Here is an 18,333-nt window from a genome sequence, read left to right as displayed (position 1 = left end):
CACCATACTGGTTTGTCAGCCTTTATGGTGTTTTTAAGCTCCAGCGACCACATCGTCTAGCGCACCTGCCAAGGTTGAATACGTCACGCACTGCACGCCGTCAGGCTTAAAGCCTGCTTTGGCCAAGGTTTTAAGTGGCTGAAATTGAAAATCGGCCAACAATACCCGAGTATTATCATGCTTACATTTAGCAATAAACTTATACAGCGCCGAGACACCACCAGAATCTAAAAGCGATACCCCATCAAAATACAACACCACCCCATCTTGGTCGCCACTCAAATGCGCCAACTCGCCAAAGACACTGTCGGCGGCAGCAAAAAATAATGGTCCATTGATTTTAAACACTTTCCAACGCGGCGGTAATTCAACATGAATGTGTTTCTTCTGCTCGCTAATGTCTTGCACCTTGGTCATATCAGCCACTTGCTTCATGAATAATAACGACGCCAAAATGATCCCTGCACTGATCGCAATCACCATATCGAAGAATATAGTCAGTAACAAACACACCATCAACACTAACACTTCGCTGGCAGGGGCTTTTTTAACCAGATGGACAATTTTAGGCGCTTCGCTCATGTTCCATGCCACCATGATAAGCAGCGCCGACATGCCCGCCATGGGGATATAAGCTAAAACAGTACTGAGCGATAATAAAGACACTAATACCACCACCGCATGGATCATGGCCGCGATTGGGCTTACCGCGCCCGACTTATAGTTAGCTGCCGAACGAGCAATAGCAGCAGTCGCGGTAATACCGCCAAAAAATGGCGCGATAATATTACCGATACCTTGGCCAAGTAATTCGCTATTGGCGCTGTGTTTTTTACCTGACATGCCGTCTAACACCACTGCACACAGTAACGATTCAATGGCGCCTAACATGGCAATCGCAAAGGCGGCAGACAATAGGTCACTGGCTAATTGCCAAGTGAGTACCAATGGCACTTCACCGGATTGCGCGCGAAGCCAAGGCCATTCAAAGTCAGGCAGCATAGAGGGAATGCCCGCCCCGATTGAGCCGTCGGCTAAGGTAAAGCTGAACGTAGAACCAATGGTCGCCACATGAAAACCGAGTTGATTTAGTACCAGCGCCACAATGCTCGCAACAACCACGGCAGGAAGATGTGCGGGTACCGCCAACTTGAGTTTGGGCCACAGAATAAACACTACTAAGGTGCTTAATCCCACCAGCAATGTTGGCCCAGAAAACCCTGGTATTTCTTGAACCAAGGTAGCCACCTTACCGACAAAACTTTCTGGCATTTCGCTAATGCTTAAGCCAAAAAAATCCTTCACTTGTAATACTGCGATAACAACAGCAATACCACCGGTAAAACCCAACGTGACCGACTCGGGAATATATTGAATAAAACGGCCTAAGCGAAACAACGCCATGATAATCAACATTAGCCCGGATAACAGGCTGGCAAGCAATAACCCTGACAAACCATATTGATGCACTATGGGATAAAGGATCACCACAAACGCGGCGGTAGGGCCAGACACGCTGTAACGCGAGCCACCGGTGAGCGGAATAACAAACCCAGCAATAATGGCGGTATATAACCCGTATTGCGGCGCGACCCCAATGGCAATCGCAAGCGCCATTGCTAATGGAATAGCAATAATGCCAACGGTTAAGCCGGCTAATAAATCTTTAGTGAATGCATTGGCATTGTAGGGAGCGTCTTTTAAAGACTCTCGGAGTGCATGCCCGATACGAAGAGAAAATAAATGTGTGCGGTATTTCATTGCGGCGATCCCATAACCTAGTACGGCGTCAAGATACCCCTCATTATAGGCCGATTACCTTACAGTACAATCGAATTAAGTTAACACCTGATGATAATATAATTATCATCATATTATAATGCACGGTTTATCTAAATCCGTTAATCAAACTACAAATTGCATCGGCGCATCTTGAGTATTTGATGCAGCCAATAACGGCTCAATCAAACGCTGACTCGTATCCGCCTCAGCTTGACTGGCTCGGTCGGCGTAATTGACATTATCGACAGCGCTACAGCCCAACAGGCTTATGACCATCAGTGCCAGCATCGCCTTTCGTAAGGTCGGTTTTACCATCATCAACTGCATCTCCAAACGTGTGTGTTACACCATATTGGAACAAGCATACTGATGGACGGGTTTAGGAGAGGTTAAGGTGGGAATAAATAGTGAAATTGAATACAGAGATAAAATGTTAGAATTAAACATCAATATGGTTCAATAAAACCATAAGCTAATCATGATAAATAGCAGCTATATGCCCTCTACAGAACATATAGCCACCAAGATAAGCATGTTAATAATGGATACCATTATTATTACTAAGCAGTTATCGAACTTGGCTAAAGGGCGCGTTAACGATTATCAGCAATAAACTTAACCACAACCTCGGCTAGCACCTCACCTTGCTCTTCTTGTAAGTAATGACCAGCATTGATAATCGTTGTATGTTTTTGCCCTTTTGCACCCGGTATTATTTGTTGCATCATTTTATCTCCGCCAGCAGTGATAGGATCTGAGTCGCTAAACGCTGTCAAAAAAGGTTTTTCCCATTGAGATAATACTTTCCATGCTGCACGGTTTTTCAGTGTTGCTGGATCATCAGGCGTAATAGGCACTAACAAGGGAAATTCACGAGCACCAGCTTTGTATGTTTCATCAGGGAATGGCGCGTCATATGCAGCAATAACTTCATCTGATAAATTTGAAACAGATGCACCATTTATCATCTGTCCTGTAGGGAAATGTACTACTTCTTGCGAGTAATTAAACCATTGCATAAATGCATCATTAGTTCCTTCATCACCTGTGGGTAACATGGTGTTTGCTGCAACAATACCGGTATAGCGCGGAATATCTTCAGCTGCCATACGCAGCCCGATTAAGCCGCCCCAGTCTTGGCATACCAAAGTAATGTTGGTTAATTCAAGTTGTAAAACGAATGATTTTATCCAATCTACATGACGTTGATAGGTATAATCAGAACGTTGACTTGGTTTATCTGAACGGCCAAATCCAATAAGATCTGGGACAATAACTCGATGACCTGCTGCAACAAGGATCGGGATCATTTTACGATATAAAAAACTCCATGAAGGTTCTCCATGTAGTAATAATATTGGCGCAGCATCTTTGTCTCCTTCATCAAGATAATGAATCCGTAACTGGCCTCCTTCACTATCGTCCACTAATAGGTAATTAGGTGTAAACTGATAGCCTGGTAAATTAACAAAGTAACTATCATCAGTTCGTAAAAATTCCATAATTTTCTATTTCCTATTTTTTATAAAATGCATCAACTCTATGAGTCAGCTTCTAATTGCATGCACTTCAACACTAATAATTAAGTAACGAAGAGTGATTGAGATTTCTAACACTAATTGAACTTAAATGACTTTCGTGTTTTATTAACTACACGAAACTTCTATCGTAGAAAAGTTTTTTATGACTAAGTAAAAAGATCAACTTCAACCCATATTACATTGTGATTTACGATGTTCTTTACGAACTATTTCAAGCCGAGACATTGCTGTAATAATATGAGCACTCTTTTGAAGATCACTTATATCAACATTGTCTGGTTGTTGATTTATCTTATTGGCGAAATAAACTGAAATAGATAGAATTAACTGTTCAGCTTGGGTCAAACTGTGATGTTCAACTTCTTTAATAAAAAGCAAATGAAAACATTGAAAAAAACAATCGAAAATTGAATTTTGATCTATTTTATATTTTTCATCATGTAGTTTTATCGGTGACTCAATCATGGCTGCAATAATATTACATATAGTAGCTTTATTTGTCGCACCCACGAATAAATCGTTGATAACTTGCTCTTGACTTAAATAGATATGTAATTGGTGAGCAAACTCTGCTTTATGCCATTGTTCTGAAACAGACCTAATCACATTCATATTAAACACCTTATTTAACGAAATAAACGCATTGGCATAGGCACCACATTCATGGTGGAAGCAAGTACTGATTCAAAATCTTGGGAAAGCAGAGCAATAGCCTTATAAAAATCAGTTTGTGCATATTCAATTGCTAACTCATGGCAGCGCCCAGACCATGGCAGCATATGTTGCTGTAATAATATGATTAATGCTTCTTTTGCCAATTTGTTATTGGGTTCATCTAATAATTGCTGTAACAGCTGATCGATTACTGAATAGAATAGAGAAATATGATCTATTGGTTGGTTGTACTTTAAGTCAAAGCTAATACCAAACTTTTTATAAAAATTCATCAATTGAATGGTGGATTGATCATTAAGAATTTGTTGTTCACCTAAATATACCGAGCCCCATGGCATTGCATTAGGTTCTCCGGGTCCAAAATATAATTGGCCATAATCCAGTTTCACTTCGTTAATTTGGTCTGGTTGCCATTGCGATATAAATTGACTTAATAAAACCTTACCTTTTTGGTTCGCTTCAGATCCTATCAATACTGGCCAGTTTTGATCAAGCTGGTTATCATTGAAATACTGGATAGAATCTACAGTCGGATAATCTAAAAACACATTATGTAATAAGCGAGCAATAGCATGAAGTTCAAGATATATATTCGTTGTTGTGTCGGTCATTATGCCTTCCTTTATATAGTATGATGCCCATGGGGGCATCATACTTAATGATTAGTATTAAACTTCAGAGTAGTTCAACACTTCACCTTGGCGGCCACCGTTCTTGTTTGCTTTTATGATCAAGTTTGGTGAAGTAATACTTTGTGGTGGTAGTGGTGCTATATGTCCGTCGCCATTACCATACTTAGCACGTAAGTTTTCCATCGTATCAAAATCCAATGCACGTAATGGGCATGAACCGACACAAATGGGCTGCTTTCCTTGTGCTAATCTATCGTAACAACCATCACACTTAGTCATTACTTTCCGTTGGGGATCTAATTGTGGAGCGTCATATGGGCAAGCCTCAGCGCAACTATTACAACCAATACATAAGTCTGTATGAACAAGGACTAACCCATCCTCACGACGCTTATGCATGGCACCAGTAGGACATGCTTTTACACATACAGGCTCGTTACAATGATTACAGCTAATAGAGGTGTAATAAGAGAAAACATTTTGCTCGAAACTACCGTCAGCATTTGTTGACCAATCTCCTCCACCATATTCATATACTCGGCGCCAGTTAATACCTTCTAATGCCGGTACACCTTGTTCAATTGGATTAGTTTTGCGAATAATATCACCTTGTCTATCTTTACAAGATATGTGACACGCTTTACAACCTGTGCACTTGGTGGTATCTAAATAAAAACCATATTGAGTTTGTTCTGTCATTTTTAATTACTCCATCAAGCGCTAGCAATTTGTACGCGATTTGTGTGCTGTGGATTACCTTTTGCCAAAGGGCTAGGCTGGTAACGGGTAAGAGTGTTAATACATCCACCAATATCAATAATATGGCCAGATGGACCGACTCTTCCTGAAGGATCTGGTGTGTACCAAGCTCCTTGGCCAAGAGCGAGAACACCTGGCGCAACACGAGGAGTTACTCTGACTGGGAGTTCAATAGTACCGCGTTGACTCCAAATAAGGGCTTTTGATCCTTGAGTTAAGCCTTGCTTGTAGGCATCTGCAGGATTCATCCAAACGGCATCTTCAACAGCTTCACGTAACCAAGGAACATTATGATAACTAGAGTGAGTACGACCTTTTGTATGATAACCCACTAATTGAAATGGATAATCCTCTGATGTTTCACTGTCCTCATAACCTTCCCAAGTCGCTTGGTACATAGGTATGCTAGTAATGTAATTGCCTTTTACTGTGCTATCAAATTCCCAGTCTGTACCCTTTTGAGCTAACTCAAGTGAGAAAATTTCGATTTTCCCTGATGGAGTATTTAGCGTATCGGTGCCATTTATATAGTCTTCTAATGCAACGACAGTTTTACCATCAAATGCACGGAAGACGCCTTGTGCTTGTGCTTCTTCATACGTACTAGGAAGAGGAGGAATTGCATTAGCATTATTACTATTTGTACGCGTTTTTTCATAAAGCTCAGTTAACCATCCGGCCTCATCTTTACCTTCTGTGTACTCGCCAAGTTTACCCATTTTCTCAGCAATCAAAGCACACATATCGTACATTGATTTACATTCCCATAACGGCTTAATGGCGGCTTTCATCGCAACTAAGTAGCCCATGATGCCCGAAGCATAACTGTCATTCACTAAATCGTTTGACTCTAACCAAGAGGTATCTGGGAGTAGAATGTCAGCGAATTTAGCTGATGATGTCATCCAACAGTCACAAACGACGATGAGTTCACATTTAGTTTCATCTTCAAGAATTTTAGCTATGCCATTAGAATCTGAATGTTGATTAATTAACGCATTAGAATTAATCGCGAAAATTGCTTTTGTATCAGCGCCCAATGGCGTATCTAAGTCAGCAGTTCCTCTAATCCCGTCTTTTCTAGTGGTCATTTCATGACCACGTTCTATTGCGTCAGGAAAAGTGAAGCAAGAAATGGATTCTTTGATCGGGTTAGATAAGCCAGACATTCCACTTCGGCTGAGACTTCCTTGACTTGGAAGAGCACCATTACTTACACCTGGTTGACCAACCTTACCCGTTAAGAAAGATAACATGTAGCAAGATCGCATGGCTTGTTCACCATTCGCATGTCGGTTTATACCTGCACCAGCAACAATGAATGGGGCACGAGCATTCATCAATTTTGTCGCAATTGATTTAATATGTGTTTCAGAAATACCACAGATCTTAGCTGCCCAGCTCGGTGTTTTAGGGCCAGTTGAAATAAACGTACCCTCACCTAAAATATAATCTTTGTAATTATCATTAGGATTAATGTATGGGATATATGCTTTTTTTTCAGGATCTTCAGAGATTTCGAATTCAGCTTTTAAATTAATTAAGGATTCTTTATCGTAACCAACACAGAATTTATCTAGAAAGTTTTTAGAATGGTTATCTACCCAACCAGAGCTAATCATTTCATAGGCAATACCTTCACATAGCGCTGCATCAGTACCTGGACGAATTGGGAACCAGTTATCCTCCTTCCCAGCCATTGAGTCGGTATATCGAGGATCAATCATGATCACTTCTAAACCATTGTTCTTTTGCAGTGCATTTAAAAAGTCATAACCTTCACCAGATCCAGACTGACGCATCTCACTGGGGTTATAGCCTAAGCCAATAAATAAATCACTATCATTTAGTGCTAGCAAGTTAGAGCCTGAAGTACTACTAAACCCTGTTGCAGCGGCAGCTTCAGTTTGTTGTGCCCACGAATAGTTACCATAAATATTCAGGAAACCACCATTGATATTTAACACACGATTAAAACAACTTGAGCTAGAGAATCCATAATAAGCACCTGTACCATATATCTTTAATATGGACTTATTGCTGTATTCATTTGCAATACGTTGTAATTCACTTGCAATAGTGGATGCTGCTTCATCCCAGCTTATGGGTACAAATTTTCCTTCACCACGCTTACCAACACGTTTCATCGGTGTTTTTAAACGATCGGCAGCATAAGTGCGTTGTCGTAAAGAACGTCCACGAGCACAAGCGCGAATTTGATGATTAACACCATACTCGTCAGTCGTTTCGTTATCCGCTTCAACACGCGTGATAATCCCATCGCTGCTAAATACCTTAACAGGACAATTTGAACCACAGTTAACTAAACACGCAGACCAAGTAATGGTTTCATCACTGACTGGCGGTGTCGGAGGTATGACATTGGCATCATCAGAACTTGTGTTACAACCAGTAACAGTTGCAACACAGCTCAGTGCGGCACTTGCTTTTAAAAAACTTCTACGTTCCATAGATATATCCTCTCGTAGCATGAACGATGCGTCTTAGCGCAATTTGTAGGTAAACGCCAACATCACCTGGTGTGCGTTGTAGTTATGATTGATATCACCCAAGGTAATCATCCCTGCAATATCATTGACCCCTACGTTGGCTGCATCAGTATCGAAATAGCGTTCATAGCGGTAAGTTAATTTAAGTGCCATTTGCTCATTTAGGGCATAATCTGCATACATGCTGGCACTGTGACTATATGAATAATAATCGCCGTAAGTGCTACGCGTATCTGTAGAGCCAACGTAGCTGTGAACTAGGGTGTCACTAATGGAATTACTGAATAGATAATCGATCCCTACTATCAGACGGTCTTGCATTAAACCGCTGTAGCTTAAACCCGTACCTATATTGATAAATTCATCTTCAATATCGTCTTGCCAATCAGATGAACTAAAGCTTTGACTGCCTGCTTGATTAGAGTTAATCCATTGCTGACTCCCAAACAAATAACCATCTATATACTGATTAAATTGAATATTTACATTAACGTCATATCCGTAATCTTCTGATTCAGTTAATCCAATTTTAGTATCGTCATATTCGTCTTTGGCATAACGAGTTGTGATACCCAGATTCATCCAATCAGTTGGGTTATGCACAATCTTGAATTCGAGTGCATTGCGGTCACGATCTGCTAAGTAGTATTTACGCAATAAGCTGTTGTTTTCAGATGAGGTTAGGTCGCTTGCTTCATACTCAGATCCACTGCGATTGGCATGCTCAACTTTAAGATTAACGTTAACGTTATCTAGTGCGCGAACATTGAACTTCATCCATAAGTTATCGTCATTGGTTTGTTCTCTGTCACTAAAAGTACGATCAACGTCTTTGCGATCATAACCAGCTTGCAAGCGATAACCGCTGGCGATGCGATAGCTTGCGTTGACTTTATAAGTATTACGTTCCAAATCACGAGGGGTATTTTGTCTAAAAGCGCCGGTTAAACTATTAAAGTTATATTGAGCAAACTCGGCGGTAGAGCTTTGATTATCTCGCTTGGTGTAATCAATACTGCCACCTAAACGTAATCGATTAGTTATCATTGAGGTCAGAGCGAAACGACCATCTAGCGTATCGATTTGACCATCCCAATTTTGCAGTGGATTACCCGCCATTTGGATAAGATCTTCATCTTGGATCATACGTCCTGCGACAATACGTCCATTCATCACAGTGCGGTGGAGCTGATATTGACCTGATAACGACACTTGATGAGCTTGATTATCTGGTGTCGCCGAATACACGTCATTAACGTATGGAAGGCTTAGATTGTCGATGTTGTTTTCATAATAGCTGCCAAAGTAGCTCAGTTCAGTTAACCAGTTATCACCCGACAAGTGGATGCCAGCATCCAATTGTTGAGTGGTAGAATCTGTCGGTAAACCAAAATTTATTGGACTGGGTGATACGAGACTACTAGACTTGTAACCCGTTTTATCTTCTTGGCTATATTTAACAAATACACCATAGAAATCTTGATCAAATTCAAACCCTAAACCGACTTTTTCACGTTGTTGATTTAGGTCAAATTCATTAAGACTGTCACTAGGCGTCAACATACCGTTGTTGTGCCAAAGCGAACTTTGAACATCGCCAGCTTGATAGGTTTTGATAGAATCAATATCTAAGTTAAATTCATACAAGCCAGCTTGACCGCCAGATAGATGAGCAAAACCATTATCCATACCTAACTGATAAGCTTGAATCTTCGCTTCATAGCCTGACTCACCTTGGTATTTGATATTTCCACTCACTGCCGCAATACCGCCGTTATTGTCAGTACCTAAGGCATTAGCCGCATGAATATCATTAATGTCGTTATAACCCGCAGCAAGCGTTACCTCACCTTGGTACCCCGCAGAACTTATACAACGATTACACTCATAATTTTTTGTATTCACCGAATCCATGTTTGCGTTACCAACTGCAAAATTAGCAGCCATAACAGGTGATGACATGGCTATCATGGATATGGTGATCAGATTCAATTTAAATGACATAAACTTGCTCTCCATTAACGTTGTAGCAAACTGCCAGCAGGATGATTAGAACCATGAATTTTGCTATGACAATTCAAACAACTTTTGCCGCCACCAAATGAATCAATACCAGGTTCTGGGACAACACGGCTAGCATGACCGTCATTGGCATGACATTGCTGACATAATTGTGGTGCTCGGCTTTCAAGCATATTGTCATTGACACTGCCATGAGGGTTATGACAAGAGACGCAGTTTTCTGTTACAGGAGCATGTTCCCACAAGAAAGGTCCACGTTTTTCAGCATGGCAGCTATAACAAGTGTCATTTACCGTTGGTTTATTGAGTGCGCTTTCGCTCATTGAGCCATGAGGAGAATGACAATCAATACAGGTCATTTGGTCCCACTTCATTGGATGCGATGAGCGCTTGTTCATATCCGCTTTTTGTTGGGTATGGCATGAGGTACATGTGTTATTCACACTCAATTTATCTAGTGCGGGGTCTTTCGCTGTATGAATGGTATGGCAATCACTACAAGCAATTTCTTCTAAGTTATGAGTGCTGGTATGCCACGCCATTTGTTTAGGGTCATTATGACAACCTTGGCAAACAGTATTTTGGGCTGGAGCAGATAGCTTGCTGTCTTTACCAAAAGCTATCATCGGCTCTTTACCACCGCGATTATGATTACCTTGTGGGCCATGACATGCCTCACACTGTAAGCCCGCCATTGGAGATGCCTCTGAAATGACCTTTCCGTGAGTTCCCTTAAATAAATCCATCACCTTTTCATTTTTTTTATGACACATAAGACAAGAGTCTGCCCCTTTAGGAGAATATTTCCCGTCAGTAAATTTTTGTTGTAATGTTGTATCTAACTGCTCTGCGGTTAAATCGTCCCACGGTAATGCATGAGCACTTTGCATTACCAATAATCCGCAACCAATGAGCATGGCGAGTTGATAGAGAGACCTCATTGTTAAATACCTCCTTAAATCTGAGTTTTTTACCTTCATGTCTTTACCTGTTGAATAATTACTTCATTAAAGTAAGTTTCTATATTTATTGTAGAAAATAAAATCGTAAACTTATTTTTCATTCTTAAGATCCAAAATAAACAATACTAACTAGCCGGGACTCTATTTGGTTTTCAGTTAACATCTATAAATCTATTGAGCCAATTTAATCAGAACATGCGTTCAAATACCTACATATAGGTATAAACAATGATAAATAACATGTGATTTACTTAACAAAAAAACAAACCTTATTTGCTTATCAGTCACGCATCACAACTAAAATAAATATGTGACAAACACCACATAAGTTGGATATAAATAGGGTTTGAACTTGTTATATAATGTTTGGTTTTAAATGTTAGAATGTTAGAATGTCAGCTTAATACAATGGAAATTTAAGGTATTACTTTATGGCTTTTGCTATGTCTCTAAGTTCTGAAAAAAAAAGCAGGTCTACTATATTCTTTCCTGACGTAGTCAAAACCGACATAATGAATTTCATTAAAGAAAATGGTGAGCTAAAAACGTTAAAGAAAGGAGAGTTGATTTCTAAAGATATTTTACTTAATAATTTTATATATTTAAAATCTGGATTGTTATTTTATATAAAAAGGACCAACAACTACACCAAACCTAAATTTGTGAATGTCATCATCCCTAATAGGTTGACTGATTATCATTTATTATTAGAAGACAATTGTACTTGCTGTAAAAGCATTAAAGTTGCTCGCGATAGCGAGATAATCCTTATCGATAAGTCTTTGATTAAAGGCTTAATAAAAAAAGATATTGAGCTTTTTACTCATTTTATGTTTGATGCCAACTATTTTACAGAAAGACAAACTGCATTGGCTATTTTTTTATTAACATCATCACCAGAAGATAAACTGATTAAGTTTCTATTCGATATTCTCGTCGCTTTAAAGACAGCGTTTTCATCAAAGTGGCTTACGATCAATTTAAAATTAACCCGCGAAGAAATTGCTGACATATTACATATTAGCGTTATAAAGTTAGACTTAATGCTGGGAAGCTTAAAGAAAAAAGGCATGTTAGCCAAAGAAAAAGGGGTTTTTAATATTAATACAACATTATTTAATGAACTTTCTCCTTGTCCTTTAGGTAGGGAAGATGCGCAAGGATGCAAATCGAATAATATGTCAAAATTTAAAGTAAAAAATATGATTGAAATCAAAATTTATTAATTAAAAACTTATAGATAAACGTTAAAACTAGCGCCTTAATTAGAAACATCACAACTACTTAAATGAAACATAAAAACTACTTCAATGAAATATCAAAACTACTTCAATGAAACAATAATAACACAACCACTAACTAGTATGAGTTGATAGATTATGATGTAATCGGGTTTTATGTAAATAAATTAAAATTGGGATTAATTGAAGACACCTATAAAGTAGAATAACACATACATTTGATCATTTTCCCTTCTCGATTTACAACGAGGTTTGATATAGTTGTAAAAATCGCTTTTCAACTAGATATCCGCTCACATATTTTAATAATAAATAAGTTGTATTTAAATTAACATCTAATGCCCTTTAAGTCGCCTACTTAATGCACTTTGGCTGATACCCAGTATTTGCGCTGCTGCAGTTTGGTTATTAGCGGTACGGCTCATGGCTTCGTCCATTAACGCTTGGTTCATCTGTGCAATGGTGGGCAGTTGTTTGGGAAAAATAATTCGGTCTTGCGGCGTTGCAGTCAATGACTTGTGTTCATTAATGGCTTCCATAAAAGCAGAGGTGTTAAGCGCTATGCCATCGCTGCGGCTTACAGCATCAAAGACCATGCCTTTAAGTTCATGTAGATTACCGGGAAAGTTGTAACTGGCGAGTTTTGACGCTAAGTCGCTTGGTTGAATCGGCGCAGGCAGATTCATTTCTGCTGCGGCAAGGGCGATGAAATGATTGATCAACATAGCAATATCTAACTGCCTTTCAGCTAACAGCGGTAATTTAATTTTATGTGCCCGTAAACGATAGAGTAGATCGCTCCTAAACTTACCTGCTTGATGAAGCTTGAGTAAATCATCTTGAGTTGATACCACAAACTTACATTTTACCGGATAGGCAGTGTCGCTACCTAAAGGGTAATATTGTTTGCTTTCTAACAGCGCTAATAACTTAATTTGGGCATCCAGTGGTAGCGTGCCAATGTCGTTAAGATAGAGTACCCCACGGCCAACTTGATGCAATAAACCTGCAACCGCTTCTAGCTCGCCATTATTGTGATGATACAGTTGGCCACACATTTTTTGCTCAAATGACTCGCAACTAATACCAGCAAGATTAATACTAACGAAGGGTTCATTAGGGCTATAAAGCGCATGGCAAGATTGAGCAAACTCGCTTTTACCGGTTCCGCTGGCGCCATAAATTAACAAGGGTTCAGGGCTACACGATACGGCTTCAAGATAACGAAACTGATCTAATAGCTGTGGCTCGCAAGTTAACATGTTATTGAATGCATGCGGATTATCTAAGGTTCGGCTTAAAAATTTCTCTTTGATGTAAAGGTAGTTTCTTTCAAGCCCGACTACTTCAAGTGCGCGGCGAACTGTACGAGCAAGTTCATCGACATTGTCTGTTTTAATAAAGTAGTCATAAGCACCATTTTTAATGCAACGAACTGCTGTATCAACCTCATTTACCCCTGTCACTATAATGACTCGAGTGTTAGGGAAATCACTGCGGATCATCGCTAATAACTCTTCACCGGAGTGAAATGGCATGGTGAGATCGACTAGCACTAGCGCATAGTCGCCAACCTGTAAGCGACTACTCACCTGGCGACTGTCGACACAAGTGTCAATTTCAGCTTCGGGAACTAGACGGTTCAGAGTTATCGCGAGTGTGCGTAACCATGCTGCTTCGTCGTCGATTAACAGAATATTTCTGGCTAGTTTCATGGGCTAATCCTGTTGTGCTAATGCAAAAATAAGTCGAATTTGCGTGCCTTTGCCTAAGGTAGACTGAATCTGCATTTCGCCTTGATGTTCTTTAATTATTTTACTGCACACCGATAACCCTAAGCCGCTACCACCTTCGTTGCGCCTAGTGGTAAAAAAGGGTTCGGTAATACGCTTTAATGTGGCACTGCCCATCCCGCAGCCATTATCTTGGATACTCAAGATGGCCATATTGTTTGCAACATGTGTGTCTATCACTATTATCCCTAGCTGAGTTGAGCAAGCATTACACGCATTTTGAATGAGGTTAATTAACACCTGATGTAACTGTTGAGCATCGCCTGTAATGCTAGGGCTGGGTTGACATAACAGGGTGCTGATCTGATGAGATTTTGTTTGATTCGCGGTGAGGCGCTGGGCCACTTGAACCACATCATTTAAGCTCACTCGGGTATATTGATCGGCAATATGCGGCATGGCGTAACGTTTTAGGTCATTAACAATTCGACTGATACGTTTAGCACCCTCTTCTATAGAGCCACAACTATACTGTAACTCTTCTATCGCAATGTCTGGATTTAGCCCTGCAATTAACCAGAAAGGATTTTGTTTCTGATACTGCTTAGCGGCAGGCGTTAAGTCTTTCATGGCCGCGGTAAATAGTGATACAGCATGCACAATAAGTCCGGTTGGATTATTGATTTCATGGGCAATTCCCGCAGACAACTCTCCCAATGAAGCTAAACGACTGGCTTCTTCATTAGCTTGGCGTAATCGATGCTGCTCGGTTGATTCTTCAAGTAGAATCACCACCTGATTGTTGGCAATGGGATGAATTTGTAATTGCCAAAATTGCTGCTGATACCGCATGTCGGCAGTAAGCGATTTTTGGGTCGATAACACCTCCAATACTGCGGCTTTAAGCTTAAAAACATCGTTGTCGACATAGTAAAATCCATCTGAATCTAGCAGGTGAATATTGTTATCGTTACTCCATAAATGCTGGAGTTCCTGGTTTACTATGGTCACGCCATTAGGAAGCCCATCGAGAACGGATTGGAACTGTTGCGACAATTCAGATATTTCAACTTCAATCCGCTTTCGTTGAATTAATTCGGCATCGAGCGCTTTAGTATGACGGCGTAAACTAGCGCTTATAAATCCGGTGAAAATCATCCCAATAGCAGACATAATCGCCACTAAAATTGCGAGGGCAAACATGCGCTTTTCGGAAGAGGTTAAATCAACTTTTTCACGCCCGGTGCCAAACCATTTATTAACCAGTTTGTCGTATTCGCCCGATAATTTTAACTGCCTAAGCGCCTCGTTAATTTGGTACATCAGTTCGGTTTTTGTCTCATTCGCGACAAAATTAAATGCCCCGAAAATTAACGCATCACTGGAACTTCGCACCGATGGATATAGCGGAAGTAAGCGCCGCGCAACAAAACTCTCGGCAATAACCACGTCGACTTGGTTTTTTATCAGTAATTGAAAACCGGTTTCATACAAATCAACATCCACGCGGTCGAAATTTTGCAGATGGTCAGATAAAAACACATCAACAAAGGCACCATTTTTAATAGCTACCCGCTTACCAACAAGATCTGCCCAATTGTTTATTAACGCCTTACCCTGCAAGGTATAAGCTTTAGCATGGGTTGCATATATAGGATCAGATTGAGCTAACTTGCGATCCATGTTCACCGGGCTAACCACAGTAATCACATCGATATCGCTGTCAGGATCATGAACATCTTTTACCAATTGTTGAAAACTCTTTCGGCGTACAATAATGCGCTTATTGGTCAGCTGGCCAATTCTATCCATCAACTCGATATTAAAGCCTTGATCAACACCGTTATTACGCCACTCTAATGGCGCTGTTTTTGAGTGTACGCCAAAGACAATGCTGTCTTGCGCGAGCACAGGCATAGTGATGATGATAAGTAATAGCAATAGAGTTTTCATGCCGCGATATTACCTATTTTCTCCACTTGAAACTGTGCAGCAATACCCGAATTAGCAAATCATTATGTACGTTTTCTTATGATGTTAACTCGATGTGATCTACCTCTACATAAGCTATGCAAAATTGCATATACCCCTTTATAGCTATGCATGTTTGCATAGCGCATTTTTAGGCTTGTGATTGAGTTGTCATTTCTGCCCTCTATTCTGGTTATCTGGTTGTTGATTGCGCCCCCTTAGGCAAAGATTACATTGAGCGAAAATAATAGCTGATCAACTCGATGCTAATTTGGACCGTATTTTTAAAGTGAAGTGAAGTCAGTTTCACTTCAGCCTAACTAAAACAATAAGAGGCTTCTATAGTTAATGAATAAACCGTCATTACGTATAGAAGGGGGAGCAAAAATGAAAAAGATCAATCTTGCAGTCTGTATTGCTACATTAATGGGCACAGCAGGCCTAATGGGCAATGCTGTTGCCGCTGATAACTTAGCTGAATTCCATGTACAAAACCAAGAGTGTGATAGCTGTCATACACCAGATGGTGAACTGTCAAATGACAGCTTAACCTATGAAAATGCCCAATGTGTATCTTGCCATGGCACACTTGCTGAAGTAGCTGAAACCACAAAACATGAACATTATAATGCTCATGCTTCCCATTTCCCTGGCGAGGTAGCCTGTACCTCATGCCACAGCGCCCACGAAAAATCGATGGTGTACTGTGATTCTTGCCACAGCTTCGATTTCAACATGCCTTATGCTAAAAAATGGCTACGTGACGAGCCGACTATTGCTGAATTGGCCAAAGACAAATCAGAACGTCAGGCTGCTCTTGCTAGCGCCCCACACGACACTGTTGACGTAGTGGTTGTCGGTTCTGGCGGCGCAGGTTTCTCTGCTGCAATATCTGCAACAGATAGTGGTGCTAAAGTCATTCTTATAGAGAAAGAGCCTGTTATTGGCGGTAATGCTAAGTTGGCTGCAGGTGGCATGAACGCTGCTTGGACTGATCAACAAAAAGCTAAAAAAATTACTGATAGCCCTGAGTTAATGTTCGAAGACACCATGAAAGGTGGCCAAAACATAAACGATCCTGCATTGGTTGAAGTGTTAACTTCGCACTCTAAAGGCTCTGTTGATTGGCTGACCGCGATGGGTGCCGATTTAACCGATGTTGGCATGATGGGTGGCGCATCTGTTAACCGTGCACACCGTCCAACTGGTGGTGCTGGTGTTGGTGCCCATGTTGTTCAAGTACTTTATGATAATGCAGTGAAACGCAATATCGACTTACGCATGAATACCCGCGGTATTGAAGTGCTTAAAGATGATAAAGGCACTGTTAAAGGTATTCTGGTTAAGGGTATGTACAAAGGTTACTACTGGGTGAAAGCCGATGCGGTAATCTTAGCAACGGGTGGTTTTGCTAAAAATAACGAACGTGTCGCTAAACTCGATCCTTCGCTAAAAGGCTTTATCTCTACTAACCAACCTGGTGCAGTAGGTGATGGACTGGATGTGGCTGAAAATGCGGGTGGCGCATTGAAAGACATGCAGTATATCCAAGCTCACCCAACACTATCTGTTAAAGGTGGCGTAATGGTCACTGAAGCGGTACGTGGTAATGGTGCGATTTTAGTTAACCGTGAAGGTAAGCGTTTCGTTAACGAAATTACTACTCGTGATAAAGCATCTGCCGCTATCTTAGCGCAAACCGGTAAATCAGCTTATTTGATTTTTGATGATTCTGTGCGTAAGTCACTGTCAAAAATTGATAAGTATATTGGTTTAGGTGTTGCACCAACGGCAGATAGCCTAGCTAAATTAGGTAAAATGGAAGGTATTGACGGCAAAGCACTGACTGAAACTGTCGCGCGTTACAACAGCTTAGTGAGTAGCGGTAAAGACACTGATTTTGAGCGTCCAAACCTACCGCGCGCACTTAACGAAGGTAACTACTATGCAATTGAAGTCACACCTGGTGTTCACCACACTATGGGTGGCGTGATGATCGACACTAAAGCTGAAGTCATGAATGCTAAGAAGCAGGTTATCCCTGGCTTGTATGGTGCTGGTGAGGTGACTGGCGGTGTTCATGGTGCTAACCGCTTAGGTGGTAATGCTATTTCAGACATCATCACCTTCGGTCGCTTAGCGGGTGAAGAAGCTGCAAAATATTCTAAAAAGAACTAATCGATTTAGAATTCACTGACTCGCTAGTATCAGTAAGCCACAGTTCATTGCTGTGGCTTTTTTTATGCGTCTATATCTCCATACCTATCGAATTAACCTCAACTAGGGGTAGAGATGAGAATAGAATGATAAAGATATTAAGCTTAGCCATTAACCGCTCTCAAACTTGTCATTTGTTTTACTAACAAGGCGAATTAACCCGTCAATAGCTGGTCTATTGCAAGTCTTCTCATGTAAAAAATAACACAGTTAGCAAGGCAAAAGGCTGTTTGCGAGGCGTTTGTTATCCCGAGTTCTGGTTAATTAATGCATAATCGACGGCACAGT

The 18,333-nt window shown here is 40.6% G+C and carries 13 protein-coding genes; 2 read left to right on the top strand and 11 right to left on the bottom strand.

The window, feature by feature from the left end:
- Positions 1-33 precede the first annotated feature (33 nt).
- The 9 genes from dauA to AAEY94_RS04440 form a co-directional block, all read right to left on the bottom strand.
- A complete protein-coding gene (dauA, locus tag AAEY94_RS04480) occupies positions 34-1,761 on the bottom strand; it encodes a C4-dicarboxylic acid transporter DauA (RefSeq protein WP_350977560.1) in 1,728 nt (575 codons plus the stop codon).
- 144 nt (positions 1,762-1,905) lie between these two features.
- Positions 1,906-2,100, bottom strand: a complete 195-nt coding sequence (locus AAEY94_RS04475) for a hypothetical protein (RefSeq protein WP_350977557.1) — start codon at positions 2,098-2,100, stop codon at positions 1,906-1,908.
- Positions 2,101-2,375: 275 nt separating this feature from the next.
- Positions 2,376-3,284, bottom strand: coding sequence for a haloalkane dehalogenase (locus AAEY94_RS04470; protein WP_350977554.1), 909 nt, complete (start codon positions 3,282-3,284; stop codon positions 2,376-2,378).
- A 204-nt stretch (positions 3,285-3,488) separates the two neighbouring features.
- Positions 3,489-3,935 carry a hypothetical protein gene (locus AAEY94_RS04465; RefSeq protein WP_350977551.1) on the bottom strand — a complete coding sequence of 149 codons (447 nt, stop codon included), beginning with the start codon at positions 3,933-3,935 and terminating at the stop codon, positions 3,489-3,491.
- A 14-nt stretch (positions 3,936-3,949) separates the two neighbouring features.
- Complete coding sequence (locus AAEY94_RS04460; protein ID WP_350977548.1) at positions 3,950-4,609, bottom strand: TorD/DmsD family molecular chaperone; 660 nt, start codon at positions 4,607-4,609, stop codon at positions 3,950-3,952.
- Between the two features lie 57 nt (positions 4,610-4,666).
- Positions 4,667-5,329 (bottom strand): DMSO/selenate family reductase complex B subunit, encoded by a 663-nt coding sequence (locus AAEY94_RS04455; protein WP_011639098.1) that lies wholly within the window; start codon positions 5,327-5,329, stop codon positions 4,667-4,669.
- A gap of 14 nt (positions 5,330-5,343) precedes the next feature.
- Positions 5,344-7,860, bottom strand: coding sequence for a DMSO/selenate family reductase complex A subunit (locus AAEY94_RS04450; protein ID WP_350977545.1), 2,517 nt, complete (start codon positions 7,858-7,860; stop codon positions 5,344-5,346).
- Between the two features lie 33 nt (positions 7,861-7,893).
- Complete coding sequence (locus AAEY94_RS04445) at positions 7,894-9,903, bottom strand: MtrB/PioB family decaheme-associated outer membrane protein (RefSeq protein ID WP_350977542.1); 2,010 nt, start codon at positions 9,901-9,903, stop codon at positions 7,894-7,896.
- A 14-nt stretch (positions 9,904-9,917) separates the two neighbouring features.
- Positions 9,918-10,838 carry a DmsE family decaheme c-type cytochrome gene (locus tag AAEY94_RS04440; protein ID WP_392342885.1) on the bottom strand — a complete coding sequence of 307 codons (921 nt, stop codon included), beginning with the start codon at positions 10,836-10,838 and terminating at the stop codon, positions 9,918-9,920.
- Between the two features lie 476 nt (positions 10,839-11,314).
- On the opposite strand from AAEY94_RS04440, the gene AAEY94_RS04435 reads away from it, so the two are divergent.
- Positions 11,315-12,109, top strand: coding sequence for a Crp/Fnr family transcriptional regulator (locus AAEY94_RS04435; RefSeq protein WP_350977540.1), 795 nt, complete (start codon positions 11,315-11,317; stop codon positions 12,107-12,109).
- 350 nt (positions 12,110-12,459) lie between these two features.
- Here AAEY94_RS04435 and AAEY94_RS04430 read toward each other — a convergent pair whose 3' ends face one another.
- Together AAEY94_RS04430 and AAEY94_RS04425 are read right to left on the bottom strand one after the other, a co-directional pair.
- Positions 12,460-13,839: a sigma-54-dependent transcriptional regulator gene (locus tag AAEY94_RS04430; protein WP_350977538.1), complete on the bottom strand. Its 1,380-nt coding sequence runs from the start codon at positions 13,837-13,839 to the stop codon at positions 12,460-12,462.
- Positions 13,840-13,842: 3 nt separating this feature from the next.
- The gene (locus AAEY94_RS04425; protein WP_350977536.1) at positions 13,843-15,810 is read right to left on the bottom strand and encodes an ATP-binding protein; all 1,968 of its coding nucleotides are present in this window, start codon (positions 15,808-15,810) and stop codon (positions 13,843-13,845) included.
- A gap of 405 nt (positions 15,811-16,215) precedes the next feature.
- Between AAEY94_RS04425 and AAEY94_RS04420 the strand changes: the two genes are divergently transcribed.
- Entirely contained in the window at positions 16,216-18,006 is a 1,791-nt protein-coding gene (locus tag AAEY94_RS04420) for a flavocytochrome c (protein ID WP_350977533.1), read from the top strand.
- Positions 18,007-18,333 lie beyond the last annotated feature (327 nt).

Origin of the sequence: Shewanella sp. AC34-MNA-CIBAN-0136, assembly GCF_040309945.1 — a bacterium.
Classification (GTDB): domain Bacteria; phylum Pseudomonadota; class Gammaproteobacteria; order Enterobacterales; family Shewanellaceae; genus Shewanella.
Note: the sequence above shows the minus strand (reverse complement) of the source record. Positions and strands in the feature narration are given on the sequence as shown.